Source organism: Candidatus Electronema sp. PJ (assembly GCF_048287395.1).
GTDB lineage: Bacteria > Desulfobacterota > Desulfobulbia > Desulfobulbales > Desulfobulbaceae > Electronema.
Window position 1 is genome coordinate 1 of sequence record NZ_JBLWEO010000011.1, and the last position, 13,482, is coordinate 13,482.

At 52.5% G+C, this 13,482-nt stretch carries 13 protein-coding genes; 7 read left to right on the top strand and 6 right to left on the bottom strand.

The features are described 5' to 3' along the window. Positions 1-254 precede the first annotated feature (254 nt). The 6 genes from ACNKIB_RS01250 to ACNKIB_RS01275 form a co-directional block, all read right to left on the bottom strand. Positions 255-1,988 carry an ABC1 kinase family protein gene (locus tag ACNKIB_RS01250; protein ID WP_417908722.1) on the bottom strand — a complete coding sequence of 578 codons (1,734 nt, stop codon included), beginning with the start codon at positions 1,986-1,988 and terminating at the stop codon, positions 255-257. A gap of 6 nt (positions 1,989-1,994) precedes the next feature. After that, positions 1,995-2,327, bottom strand: a complete 333-nt coding sequence (locus tag ACNKIB_RS01255) for a phasin family protein (protein ID WP_417908723.1) — start codon at positions 2,325-2,327, stop codon at positions 1,995-1,997. 126 nt (positions 2,328-2,453) lie between these two features. Then, complete coding sequence (locus tag ACNKIB_RS01260) at positions 2,454-3,515, bottom strand: leucine-rich repeat domain-containing protein (RefSeq protein ID WP_417908724.1); 1,062 nt, start codon at positions 3,513-3,515, stop codon at positions 2,454-2,456. 33 nt (positions 3,516-3,548) lie between these two features. Further along, positions 3,549-3,926 carry a hypothetical protein gene (locus ACNKIB_RS01265; RefSeq protein WP_417908725.1) on the bottom strand — a complete coding sequence of 126 codons (378 nt, stop codon included), beginning with the start codon at positions 3,924-3,926 and terminating at the stop codon, positions 3,549-3,551. Between the two features lie 9 nt (positions 3,927-3,935). Further along, the gene (locus ACNKIB_RS01270) at positions 3,936-5,717 is read right to left on the bottom strand and encodes a chloride channel protein (RefSeq protein ID WP_417908726.1); all 1,782 of its coding nucleotides are present in this window, start codon (positions 5,715-5,717) and stop codon (positions 3,936-3,938) included. A 110-nt stretch (positions 5,718-5,827) separates the two neighbouring features. Next, complete coding sequence (locus ACNKIB_RS01275) at positions 5,828-6,394, bottom strand: hypothetical protein (protein ID WP_417908727.1); 567 nt, start codon at positions 6,392-6,394, stop codon at positions 5,828-5,830. Positions 6,395-6,489: 95 nt separating this feature from the next. Between ACNKIB_RS01275 and ACNKIB_RS01280 the strand changes: the two genes are divergently transcribed. From ACNKIB_RS01280 to ACNKIB_RS01310, 7 genes are all read left to right on the top strand, one after another. Beyond that, positions 6,490-7,857 carry a TrkH family potassium uptake protein gene (locus ACNKIB_RS01280; RefSeq protein ID WP_417908728.1) on the top strand — a complete coding sequence of 456 codons (1,368 nt, stop codon included), beginning with the start codon at positions 6,490-6,492 and terminating at the stop codon, positions 7,855-7,857. Between the two features lie 17 nt (positions 7,858-7,874). Further along, positions 7,875-8,525, top strand: a complete 651-nt coding sequence (locus ACNKIB_RS01285) for a potassium channel family protein (RefSeq protein ID WP_417908729.1) — start codon at positions 7,875-7,877, stop codon at positions 8,523-8,525. 30 nt (positions 8,526-8,555) lie between these two features. Continuing rightward, positions 8,556-10,238, top strand: a complete 1,683-nt coding sequence (gene lnt, locus ACNKIB_RS01290; protein ID WP_417908730.1) for an apolipoprotein N-acyltransferase — start codon at positions 8,556-8,558, stop codon at positions 10,236-10,238. Between the two features lie 3 nt (positions 10,239-10,241). Beyond that, on the top strand, positions 10,242-10,481 hold the full coding sequence (locus ACNKIB_RS01295; RefSeq protein WP_417908731.1) for a hypothetical protein: 240 nt from the start codon (positions 10,242-10,244) through the stop codon (positions 10,479-10,481). 34 nt (positions 10,482-10,515) lie between these two features. After that, a protein-coding gene (prfB, locus tag ACNKIB_RS01300) for a peptide chain release factor 2 (protein ID WP_417908732.1) occupies positions 10,516-11,629 on the top strand; the annotation gives its coding sequence in 2 pieces (ribosomal slippage) (positions 10,516-10,599 and positions 10,601-11,629; 1,113 coding nt in all). 3 nt (positions 11,630-11,632) lie between these two features. After that, the gene (locus tag ACNKIB_RS01305) at positions 11,633-12,832 is read left to right on the top strand and encodes a cation:proton antiporter (protein ID WP_417908733.1); all 1,200 of its coding nucleotides are present in this window, start codon (positions 11,633-11,635) and stop codon (positions 12,830-12,832) included. Between the two features lie 6 nt (positions 12,833-12,838). Then, positions 12,839-13,189, top strand: coding sequence for a DMT family protein (locus tag ACNKIB_RS01310; protein ID WP_417908734.1), 351 nt, complete (start codon positions 12,839-12,841; stop codon positions 13,187-13,189). Positions 13,190-13,482 lie beyond the last annotated feature (293 nt).

A 13,482-nucleotide genomic window follows, 5' to 3' on the forward strand; every position in this document is an offset into this window, starting at 1 on the left:
CCACCTTACTCTCCTGATCTTAATCCGATTGAGCATAAATGGGCGCAGGCAAAAGCTCTCAGAAAAAAATATCGATGCTCGGTTGAGGAGCTTTTTCAGAACGATATAATATGATCTTTTTATATCGCTACAGCTATATCAATGGCTTCCATACGCTTTCCCTCCTTTTTGGGCTGAATGGATTTCTGCCGCAGCGGCAGAGAGACCGGGACAACGCATGTCCCAACGATAAACAACTACCTGAGCAGCTTGCCTCACACCTTGCCCTTGCTTTGCCGAAGGATGGAAAGCAGCAGGGCAAAGCCCATGAAGCCAGCCAGCAGGAAACCAACCACGCCGATGATCGGGATATCGTGCCATTTCGGTTTGATACCGGAAAGAACCACCAAAGACGAGCCGATGATCAAGGCGGCTAGGACGATGGCAAAGGCAATCTTGTTGGCAATGCGATAAAGGGCCTTTTCCAAGGGCCGCAGGCCGTGATGTTCCAGCTCCAGCCGCACTTTACCCTGCCGGAGCATGGCCAGTACGCCGCGTGTCTCGGCAGGCAGGTCGCGGAACAGGCTCAAATACTGGCTGCTGGTTTCTGCGGCCTCGTGCGCTAGCCGTCGCGGGGAGAGCCGCTGCTTTCTGATCTTTTTAATAAAGGGTTTGGCCAGCGAGAGCATTTCGATGTGCGAGTCAAGCATCAAGCCAACGCCCTCGGCTGTGCCCAAAGCCTTGAGCATCAGATACAAACTCGGCTTGAGAAACATGTTATGGCGACTGAACAGCCGCAGCAGCTCCCAGTGAATTTTGCCAATCTCCAACTCACCAAGGGCCAGATGCAAATAGCGGCTCATAAAGTCGCTAATATCCAAAGACAGCGCGTCCCGGTCGAATTTGCCCAGCTGCACTGTCATGTTCAGCAAGGCTGAGGTGATCCGGTTCTCGTCACCAGAGACAATACTCGCTATCAGCTCAATGAAACTCTCCCGGTCTTTAAATAACAGCCTGCCCATCTGGCCAAAATCAATAAAGCACACTACGTTGCCCGGCAAAAAAAAGATGTTGCCGGGATGCGGATCAGCGTGAAAAAAGCCGTGAGTGAAAATTTGCTCCATCACGAGCCTGGCACCGCGCTCGGCCAGCAGGGTAAGGTCATGACCAGCGGCCCGCAGTCGCTCCAGATCAGAGGCCTTGATGCCGTCAATCTGTTCCATGACCAAAATCCGGGCGGAAGACAGCTCAGGAAAGACTTCGGGGACATAGATATCCGGGCAGCCGGCAAACTGCCGGGCAAAATGCTGGATATTGGTCAGTTCAATGGTGAAGTCAATCTCCCGCGATAGGCTGCGGGAGAATTCGTGCATAATGGCCGTGGGTCGATGTCCCTGCACCTCCTCCAGATGATCCTCCATCAACTGGGCCAGCCAGGCCAGGATTTCCACATCCACTGCCACCATCTTCTCTAAACCAGGCCGCTGCACCTTGACCACCACCTTGCGCTCTGGCGGCTCGTCTTCAGGGTTGGCGGCAGTGCCAACAATCAGGCGCGCATGATGCACCTGGCTGATTGAGGCAGCAGCAACCGGTTCAACGTTGAAGCTGGTAAAAATTTGCGAGGGATCAAGACCGCATTCCTCGTAAAAAATCCGGCGCACTTCCTCATAGGAAAAGGGCGGCACATTGTCTTGCAGCTTGGTCAGCTCGCGCAGGTAGTCTGGCGGGACAATATCGGGCCGTACCGAGAGGAGCTGGCCGAGTTTGATGAACGTAGGCCCCAGCTCCTCCAAGGCCATGCGGAGACGTTCTGGTCGGGAAAGTCGGTAGATTTGCGCCTGCTCGCGGGGCTTGCGGTTGAACATCTGCAAACCGTACTGATCCAGGTGCAGATGATCAACCAGATCGCTAAAGCCGTACTTGAACAGGACCCGCAGGATTTGCTTATAGCGGGCAAGATGCTGGAGCGTCCGGTTGAATGCGCCGAACCGCCTGATGCTGATCATAAGGTGTTAATCCAGATTCCGACTGTCTTGCTGGCAGCATGTTTCTTTGTTCAGGGCTGCCTCTAGCTCATCAAGGCGGCGGCGTAGCTCGGCAAGTTCATCGGTATTGACGCAGCGGCAGCTTTTCATCCGCTCCTCGACCTTGCGCCCGATCCATTGCTCCAGATTAATTTTGGCAGACTCGGATTTCTTGAGCAAATCATCGACAAAGGCCTTGCCTTCATCTACAGACAGACTGCCTTTCTCTGCCAGATCCTTGCCTACCTCCTCCAATTTCTCCCGGGTGAGAAACGCTGCGCCAATCCCGGCGTACATCACATTTTTCAACAGATCTTTCATGGTGCATCCTCGCTGATTGAAGTTTCGCCGTCTTTTTCGGCGATGTCTGAAAGGGAAAATACCCGATTCTGCGTAGTCAGCACAAGGAAATAAAAGGGGAACCACAAGGGCTTATCCCTGCCTTTCCTAGGCTTCCACCTCAGCAAAATAGTCCCGCACTGCCTCAATGCCTTGCTCGGCAATCTTGAGCGGTGGGGAGACCAGGGGATTGTTATCCAGGAGCAGTTCGGCCAGATGGGTCATTTGGCTGATTTCTGGCGGCAGCTTGCTGAGGTTGTTGCTGTGCAGATTCAGCTCAGTCAGCTCAGGTAACTGCAAGAGCGCGGGCGAGAGGACGTTCAAGTCATTGTCATAAAGACAGAGTGAGGCCAGGCTATTCAAGCGGGCAATCTCTGGCGGCAGCGCAGAGATGTGGTTACTGTGCAGATTCAGCTCGGTTAACCCGGTGAGTTGGAAGATTTCAGGTGGTAACTCGGTCAAATTGTTGCCGCCAAGACACAAGGCTGTCAGATTATGCAGTTGGGTGATTTCCGGCGGCAAACCATGCAGTCTGTTGCCGCCAAGATAGAGATGCGTCAGGCTGCACAGCTGGCCAATGGCAGCAGGTAGCTCAATCAAGTTGTTGTCTAAGATCGAAAGATCGGTGAGATTGACCAGCTGGCCGATTTCCAGCGGGAGTTTATTTAAACGGTTGCTATCAAGATGCAGCTCTTGCAATCCAGTCAACTGGAAGAGTTCTACAGGCAGCTTGTTCAGGCTGTTGCCGTTGAGGTTCAACTCTTGCAGCTTGATGAGTTGGCCAATTTCCGGCGGCAGCACCGTTAAACCATTGCCATTCAGATTCAGTACGGTCAAATTGGCGATTTGACCGATTGTCGGCGGCAGTTCCGTGAGATGGTTGTTCTGGAGATACAGCTCTTCTAAGTTATTCAGTAGAGCTATTTCCTTGGGAAGCTGGTGCAGGTTATTGCTGCCAAGGTTGAGTGCTTTGAGCTGCGTCAGCTGGGCAAGCTCTGGCGGCAAAACAGTCAGGCAATTGCTGCGTAGGTTCAGTTCAGTCAGGTTGGTCAGCGCAAAAAGTTCTGGCGGTAGTTCCCGCAATTGACCGCCAATGAGATTCAGGCGAGTGGCTTTGCTATCCGCAGCCTTTTGAATCGCCTTGTGCAGTTCTTCATAGGTCATCATCATGCGTCCTCCCTGGGGACGTAGCCCCTCTTGTTATTACACCCGATCTATATCCCGGTGAAAGGCAATGAGTTCATCACCTTTGCTGGTCAGATCGATAAAAACGCGCCGGAGATGTTCTGTGACCGCCACTGAGCGATGCCGTCCGCCAGTGCAGCCAATCGCGCAGGAGAATTCCTTGCGCTCGGCCTGTTTATGGCTTTTGAGGAGGAAAGCGAGAAAGGGTTCCAGTTGCTCCAACAACTCACGGCCAACCTCGCTTTCCAGCACATACGCGGCCACTGGTTCTTCCAGGCCAGTATGCTCCTTTAATTCTGGCACCCAGTACGGATTGGGCAGGAAACGGACATCCAGCACCATGTCTGCCTCTGGGCGGCCATGCTTAAAACCAAAAGAAAACAGAGTGATTTTCATTTCCTCTCCTTATGCTGACGCGCAGAGTATCCTGATATCCTCTGCCTTTTCGCGGATGCCTCGCTTTAGCACCTCGCGGTTGTACACAGCAATCACGTCCCGCCTTTTGAGCATTCCCAAGACCCATTTGTCTTCCAGGCTCTCCACGACTGGAATCTCCTCAATGCCTTTGATGTCGAAAAGCTGCATCGCCTCAAAGAGATTATGATCTGGGGTCAGGGTCATGACATCCCGGCTGCAAATTGCGCCCACCAGATAGCAGCAACGTTGCTCTTCATCATGGAGGATGGTCTTTACATCCTGCAACGAAACCACGCCAACCATTCTGCCTGTGTAATCGACCACGGGAAAATAAAACGATTTATCAGCAATAGAGAACAGCTCCAGCAGATGATTAATGTTCGCCATCTCGCTGATAAAATCTACATCCTCGCAAAGGGCCTTGCCGACCCGGATGGACTTGAGAACCGCCACTTCCCGGCCTTCATGGATATCTATTCCTTCGCGGGTGAAGTCAACCGTGTCTATTGAGTCCTTATAAAACTTGCTGGCTGTCACGGAGCTGAGAATAGCTGCGAGCATGATCGGCACAATGATCAAATAATTGCCAGTCATCTCGAAGAGGAGAAAGATGGCGGTCATGGGTGCATGAGTGGCCGCAGCAAGAAAGGCTCCAATGCCTACCGTGGCATACGCACCTGGCGAGGCGGTTTGTTCTGGGAGGAGAGAATGCGCAGTTGCCCCAAAAGCCCCGCCGATCACCGCACCAATAAAGAGTGAGGGCGCAAAAACTCCGCCTGCGCCACCAGAACCAAGGGTGATGGCCGTGGCGATGGACTTTAAAAGGATCAGGCTGGCCATTGTGATCAAGGCACCTTTGCCATCTAAGACCTCCGCAATGTATTCATAGCCATCGCCCAGCACTTGCGGGAAGAGGATGCCGATGCTGCCGACCATGAAGGCTCCAAAGATCGGCTTGAGCTGGTTATGCAAACGCAGGGTGGCGAATTGGTCGCGGACAAAATAAAAAAAACGGATATGCACCACGGCAAGAATGCCGATCAGCAAGGCCATAAGGGTGTAGAGCGGCAACTCGACCAGGGGATTAACCAGCTGATAATCTGGGATAGGAAAGGCTGGCACTTCCCCAAAATAAGCCCGCGAGACCACCGTGGACATCACTGAGGCAATCACTAAGGCGGAAAAGGAGGACATCTCGTAGGTGCCGAGTAAGACGATCTCTGCGGCAAAGAACACCCCAGCAATCGGGGCATTGAACATCCCAGCCACGCCAGCAGCGCAGCCAGCGGCGACATAAACCTTCATCCGCGTCCCGGAAACGCGCAAACGCTGCCCCAACTGCGAGCCAAGGGCACCGCCAATCTGGGCGATTGGCCCTTCAACGCCTGCGGAATTGCCGGTGCCGATGGTCAGGGCAGTTGCTGCGATTTTGATAAAGATATTCTTCGCCTTGATTACCCCGTTTTCCAAGTTTACCTTGCGGAGAAACTTGGTAAAGCCGTAGCCATTGACTTTGCCGGGAAAACGCAGGGAGAGCGGGATAAGCAGCACCATGCCAGACATCGGCAGTAAGGGTAAGAGGAGCCTGCGCCAGCCGCCTTCGTTGATGCGCAGCAGCGCAGAGCCTTGGACAAAGATCAGCTTATGCACTTGCTCGACAGATTCCCGAAAAACGATAATGACAAGTCCGGCCAGCAGGCCTATAATTGCGGCTGTAAAAAGAAGAGCTGTTTTTTCTCCGGGCAGGAAGATTTTGAGTCTGGCAGACATGGCTGCTCCAAGGAAATGCGCGGCATTTTAGTTGTACAGCGCACCGTGTCGCTGTTCCGCTTCACCTTATCAGAAAAATCGTTTCCTGCAAGCGGCTTTTCATGCTTTGTTCATTGATTACGCCTGCGGCGTGTGCAATTTGCTACGAGGCAGAGCAAGCTTGACCTGAGCCAAATTACGTCATAATCGGCGTTCAACACCCAGCGATCCCAAAAGAATGTTCTCCTTTTCTGTGTTCCTGTTTTTTTTGCCTGGCGGCAGCGGAGATATGCTCTACTATAGATTTGTTTTGAATAAACCACCGTTGTTCCTGCTCCAGAGCAAGCCGGAACTGGTCTGATGCACATTGGAATTGCCCTGATTCCAATTGGAATCAGGCCGTTTCTGATTGGAATCACCCCGATTCCGGTTGGAATTGGTTCAAAGTTAACAGGAATTGCCCCACTTCCAATTGACATTAGGCCTTTTTCGATTAGAATCGCCTTGATTCCAATTGGAAACAGCGTAATTTCAATTTGAATCGTCTCAATTCCAATCGGAATCGGGGTGATTCCAATTGGAACCGGGTCAATTCCAATCGGAAACAGGGCAATTCCGATTGACTTTGGCACGATGTAAACGGCAAAAAAGCCGTTGGTGGTTGCTGATTTCCAGTTGGCCGCTTTCTTTTTACTCAAGCAAATCTACTGAGCTATGAGCGTAACCACCAGCCAGACTCTCTTGAAAACCACCGGCCACAATACCACAGCACCTGCTTTCTCGAACAGACACGATGACGCTGAACGAACGAGTTAAGAAGCTCCTGATTCTGAATCCGATCACCCTGCCGGTTTTCTCCTTCATGGCAGCAATCCTGTTTGGCGGCATCCTACTGACCGCGCCGTTTAGCGGCAAGGTTTCTTTTCTCGATGCCTTGTTTACCTCCACTTCAGCAGTTTGCGTGACTGGTCTGGCTGTGGTTGACACTGGTACCGCCTACACGCGCACTGGTCACACCATTATCATGCTGCTGATTCAGGCGGGCGGGCTAGGTATCATGACGTTTTCAAGTCTGGCCATCTACCTGTGGAAAAGAAAGGTCTCGTTAACTGACAAGATTGCTGTTGGCCAAAGCATTCTCAATAATGCCAACTTCCATCTCGGCAAATTTTTGATTCAGGTTTTCGCTGTCACCCTGCTGATTGAGCTGTCTGGTGCGCTGATTCTCTTTCTCAGCGATCCGCAAGGCTTTGCCCCGTTCTCTGCCCTCTTTCATGCGGTCTCCGCCTTCTGCAATGCGGGTTTTTCTTTGCACAAAGACAACCTGATGGGCTACAAAGGCAGCGTGCCAGTCAATTTGGTCATCATGGCCTTGATTGTGCTCGGCGGGCTGGGCTTTTCTGTTCTCATTGGCGGTGCGTCTTTTCTCTTTTCCCGCGTGGTGCTTGGCAGGAAGAGAGTCCTGCACGATGCCTGGCATATTGGCATTGTTCTTAGAACCTCTTTCTTCCTCATCACCGCAGGCTCACTGTATATTTATTTTTCCGAATTTGTTTTCTACCAAGCCTATCTGCCCTTTAAAGAAGCTGTGCTGTCCTCGTTTTTTCAATCAGTGACGTGCAGAACCGCAGGCTTCAACACCTTGAACATCGCCGCCATGACCGATGCTTCCTTAGTTTTCATGATTGTGTTGATGTTTATCGGCGGTGCGCCTGGCTCTTGTGCAGGCGGGATTAAAGTAACCACTTTCCGGGTCTTGCACGCCTTTATCAAAGCCCAGTTCAAGGGCAGGCACCAAGTTGTGATCGGCAAATACGCCGTGGATGATGAATCGGTCAGCAGCTCGCTGACGCTGCTGTTCTTCTCAGTGGCGATAGTCTTTGTCAGCGTCATCGCCCTGAATTTCACAGACGGCGGTGGGATCTCGCATAACCAGACCCAGGGCAGATTTCTGGAGATTCTTTTTGAGGCAGTCTCGGCCTTTGGCACAGTTGGCCTGAGCGCGGATTTAACGCCCAAGCTCTCTTCAGGCGGCAAAGTGATCATTATCTGCCTGATGTTCATTGGTCGGCTCGGCCCTTTGCTGCTGTTGAGTTCCGTGCAGTCCTTTGGCACCAAACTTTTATTTTCCCGGCCTGAGGAAAAACTTTCCATCGGCTGAACACGGAGTAAAGACAGATGAAACTACAGATCGGCATAGTCGGCTTAGGCAAATTTGGGCTGAAGTTCGGCCAGAACTTGGTTGCCCTCGGCCATGAGGTGCTGGGCGTGGAAACAGACCCAGAAAAGGTGAAGAATGCCCAGCATATTCTCACTCAGGTCTTCCAGACTGACGCGATGAGCCGTGAGGCCCTAGAGCAGATTAGAATTCAGGACTTGGAACATGTTCTGGTCAGCGTGGGTGATTCCATCGCGGCCAGTATCATGATTTCCATGTATCTGAAGGAACTGGGCGTGGCCAAAGTCTGGGCCAAGGCGATCAATAAAGATCATGAAAAGCTGCTCTACAAAATCGGCGTGGATGAGGTGGTGATTCCTGAATTCATGGCGGCCAAGCAGATTGCCAGCCGGATTGCCATGCCTGGCTTTATCGAATACCTCTCTTTTGATCGCTCAATGGCAGTCAAGGAATTCACCATTAAACGCTGGGCTGGCAAGAACCTCAAAGAGCTGAATCTGACCAACAGCTTTGGCATCCAGGTTATTGCTGTGCGCAGGAACGGCGACAAGAAGTACGAATACATTCCCAAGGCTGATGAGCTGTTTCAGGAAGGCGACAACTTTGTCGCCATCGGTAAAATCGCCCAAATGGGAAAGATTACCCCGTAGCAACGACGAATTGATTCGTCTCTTACGACTATGACTACACCCAATGCCCCTCCGCATAAGGTTGCTACCTTGGCCGCCCCTGGTCTCTCTGCCCTGCTGCTGGCCTTGGCCATGCCGGGTTGGGTTGGCTGCTGGCCTCTGCTCTTTATCGCTCTGATTCCTTTGCTTTGGGCAGCGCGGACTTTGCCGAGTGCCGCGCAGAGCGGCTGCATGGGCTTATTTTGCAGTCTGCTCTACCATGTCAGCCTGCTCTGCTGGATTGTTATTGTTCTGCAACGCTACGGTGGCCTCCACACAACAGTGGCGACAGGCGTTCTCTTCTTGCTAGCCGTCTATATGGCGGCCTACACCGCCTTCTTCTGCATCCTAGTGAACCGCCTGACAACTAGGCCAGGCAAGGGACTGTCTGTTACTATCTTGCTGATCGCGCCGGTTGCCTGGGTCGGGTTGGATGTCGCACGGGGCTGGCTGTTAACCGGGATGCCCTGGATGGACCTCGGTTATGGTTTCTACCATCAGCCACTGCTGATCCAGGCTGCCGACCTAGGCGGCCATCACCTGATCACCTTCTTTATTGTTCAGATTAATGCCCTGCTCTACTGGCTGCTCGACCGGATTTTTAGCCAGACAAGAACGGCTAAACGCCAGTATGTACTCGCGGTCATGGTCTGCCTGAGTCTCTACTGTGCGGGCGGCTACTCTATGCTGCGCTATCAACAAGTTGATTCTGAGGCAGCAACTGCCGAGCAACTTGTTGTAGCTACTGTTCAGGGCAATATCGACCAGGCAGAGAAATGGTCGCCGACCATGAAGGACGAGACAGTTGAACGTTACCTCTCTCTGTCGAATAAGGCGGTTCAAGGGGGCGAACGGGTGCATCTGGTGGTCTGGCCGGAAACCGCCCTGCCCTTTTATCCGCACCGAGAACCGCTGATGAGCCGAGTCCGTGATTTTGTCAAAGACAAGCAAATCTACCTGATCACGGGTTCGCCCTTTTTCACAGTCACGCCAGATCGACACAAAGAGCAGGGCATTAATCTAAGACCAGTGGAGTATTTCAACAGTGCCCTGCTCTTGGATCACTCCGGCACTCTGATTGGTCGGTACAACAAGCAGCATTTGGTACCTTTTGGCGAATATGTCCCGCTCCGAGATTTTCTCTGGTTTATCAGACCACTGGTTGAGCTGGTTGGTGATTTCACCCCTGGTAATTCGTTTAAGCCGCTTGATGCGGACAAGATCAAGGCCGGAGCACTGATCTGTTTTGAATCCATCTTTCCCAACATTGCCCGGCAAGAGACAGCAGAAGGGGCCAACCTCTTGGTCAGCCTGACCAATGATGCCTGGTACGGCAAGTCCAGTGCGCCGCAGCAATCCTGGGCCATGACTATCCTGCGGGCAGTGGAAAACCGGCGCAGCTTAGTGCGGGCGGCCAATACCGGCATCAGCGGCTTTGTTGCACCGACTGGTGCAGTCAGTCGCAAGTCTGACCTGTTCACTGAGGAGGCTCTGACGGACAATGTGGCTCTGATGACTGGGCAAACCGTATTTGGCCTGGGCGGTCACTGGTTCGGTACAGCCTGTTTGGCATTTACTGGACTTTTGCTGCTGCAATACCTTTGGCTCGCCAAAAAACAACGAAAGAAAATCTTCCAGCGGAAGCAGGAACTGCTCCGGCAGCAGCAGGGCGGCAGCAACAAGGCAGAGATGTAAAGAATGACAAGGCAAAAGCAATACATCGGCGTAAGCCAGCGCGAGAACGGCACCTGGCAATTTGCTGTCCAGAAAGTCGGTGGCAAGGTGAAAACCGTCACCGGCTTTAGCACGGCTAAGGTGGCAGCCCTGCTCCGGGATGAATACATCCTCCAGCATCGACTTGATCAGCCGCGCAACTTCACGGTTAGACGAATAGGTAAAATACGGAATAAAGCCTACGAGCACCTCTTTGGCAGATAGGCCTAAGCATCATTCATCCCACAGGAGAACACCCATGGCGGATATCACCGAAACAGCAGAAGCACGGCAAAAGATTCAGGCCCTGAAAGGCAAAATGCTGGCCCTGAAGGAGCATCTTTGACTTAGACAGCAAAAAGCTGGACATTGAGCGGCTAGAGTCAGAATCGCTGGAACCGAATTTCTGGAACGATCAGCATCAAGCCAAGAAAGTCCAAAAGCATCTCGGCCAACTTCAAGATGTGGTCAAAGGTTGGGAACTGCATTTTCAGCATGTAGAAGAGGCAGAGCTGCTCTTGGACATGGCGATAGAGGAAAATGACGAAGAAGCCCTGAGTGAAGTAGAAGACTCCCTGGCCCGGCTGAGTCAGGAGGTAGAACTCACTGAGCTGGAGTGCATGTTTGATGGCGAGCATGATAGCTGCAATGCCCTGCTCACCGTTCATGCCGGCGCAGGCGGTACTGAGGCTCAAGACTGGGTAAGTATGCTCCTGCGCATGTATTTGCGCTGGGCTGAACTGCACAACTTTAAGGCAGACATCCTTGATTATCTGCCGGGCGACGAAGCTGGAGTCAAATCGGTCACTGTTTTGATCAGCGGCAAGAACGCCTACGGCTACACTCGCTCCGAGGTGGGCATTCACCGGCTCGTGCGGATATCGCCTTTTGATGCGTCGGGTCGGCGGCATACTTCCTTTGCCTCAGTCATGGTGCTACCGGAATTAGACGACACCATTGAGATCGACATCAACGAGAAAGACCTGCGCATCGACACCTATCGCTCCAGCGGCGCAGGCGGTCAGCATGTTAATAAGACTGACTCCGCCATCCGCATTACCCATCTGCCCAGCAACATTGTGGTGCAATGCCAGAACGAGCGTTCTCAACTCCGTAACAAGGAAATGGCGATGAAGATGCTGATGGCCAAGCTCTATGACAAGCAGCAGCAGGAAAACTTGCAGGCGCAGGAGAATCTGCACGGCGAGAAAAAGGAAATTGCCTGGGGCAGCCAGATCCGTTCGTATGTTCTCCAGCCCTACCGGCTGATTAAAGATCATCGCACCAACGTTGAGGTGGGCAATGTGGATGCAGTGTTGGATGGCAATTTGGATCAGTTCATCAAGGCGTTTCTCCTCTGGCAGCCGCGTTAGCCAATGCCTCTGCTCACCAGCCTGCTCATCCTGATCGTTGTAGCCCGGCTGCTCGGGCAAATCTTTCAGCGCTTCGGCCAGCCCTCTATTGTCGGGGAAATGCTGGCTGGAGTGCTGCTCGGGCCAAGTTTCCTCAATCTGATTCATCCCAATACCGCCCTGTCGAGCATCTCAGAATTTGCTGTCTTTCTGGTAGTGCTGTCAGCTGGGCTGGAGATGAATTTCAAGGACATCTTCAACGCCCTGTGCAGCAAAGGGATTGTGATTGCCATCCTTGGCTTTGTCCTGCCGCTGACCGCAGGCATTTTGGTGGGGGCAGCGTTTCAGTTTGACGTGATGCGCACAGTTTTTCTCGGCCTCTGCGTCTCGATCACCGCCTTACCAGTCACCGTGCGCATCCTCCAAAATTTTAATTTGCTGGATTCGGACATTGCCCGCTATTCTGTGGCCACCGCCATCTTTAATGACGTGGTGGCCCTGTTGGTTTTAGGGGTGATACTCAACCTGCCTGCCCAACCCTCCCTTGGCGCAATTGCCCTTTCTACCTTTGGCACGCTTTGGAAGTTGGTTGCCTTGGGTGCGCTGATCTTAGGTTTCAACTGGCAGGTCGAGCAGATGATCCGCCGAGGCATCCATATTGAAAAGATCTCCGAGAAACTGGTTGAGTTGGTCGGGAACGAAGCCCTATTCGGCATTTTAGTCCTATTCGTCTTAGTTTTTGGCTCGATCAGCGAGGCCTTGGGCTTTCACTTCGTCATTGGCGCATTTTTCGGCGCACTGCTGATTGACCGGAAATTCTTTCTCGCCTCGCGCTATCACGAATTGGACCTCACCCTGCGCTCCATCACCGAAGGCTTCCTGGGGCCGGTCTTTTTCGCCTACCTTGGTTTGGAATTCAACATTGAGGCCCTGAAGCCGGTCGGCTTTGTCCTGATTGTCCTGCTCGTTTCTATCAGCTCAAAGGTACTGGCTGGCTGGCTTGGCGGCCTCCTCATTCAGCTTTCGCAGGCCCGCGCCCTTGGTATCGGCATCATCTTGAATGGCCGGGGAGTAATGGAGCTGGTGATCGCCAGTATTGCCTATGAGCGCGGCTTCATCAATCAGGGCCTCTTCTCCACACTGGTGTTGATGGGCGTGGTCACGACCATGATGACCCCGCTGATGTTTCGGAAGTGGATTATGCCCCGTTTGGAGGAAAAATAAGCTTTCATGCGCCCAGTGCTGATTTCTATTTTGCTGCTGGTATGCAGTAATGTCTTCATGACCTTTGCTTGGTACGCGCATCTCAAGGAATTGAGCAGCAAACCGTGGATCATCGCCGCCCTAGCAAGCTGGTGTATCGCCCTGTTTGAATATTTGCTCCAGGTTCCAGCCAACCGAATCGGCTTTACAGTTCTCAGCGTGGGGCAATTAAAGATTATGCAGGAGGTGATCACCCTGACGGTGTTCCTTCCCTTTTCTGTGTGGTATTTAAAAGAGCCGCTGAAGCTGGATTATCTCTGGGCTGGGTTATGTTTGATCGGTGCGGTGTATTTTATATTCAGAAGCAAGCTGGGATAGTTGCGCTGCCAGGAGGAGTTTAGAGGTTGTAGCTTTCTGCTGAAGAAGGGGCAGCAGATTGAGCCTCTTCGCTGCCAGCTGCAAGAGGTGTGTGGCTCAATAAAAGAAGGTTTTTGCCGAGCAAGAACTCTCTGTTGTTTGGCAAAAGAAGGTTGTAGCCGAGCTACAAAAGGTTCCGGCTTGGCAGAAGAAGGTTGTTATCAAGCCACAACTCTTTGTGGCCAAGCAAGAGAAGGTTATTGCCGAGCAACAACCTTGTGTTATCGAGCCGCAACCTTCTTTGGGTAAGCAAG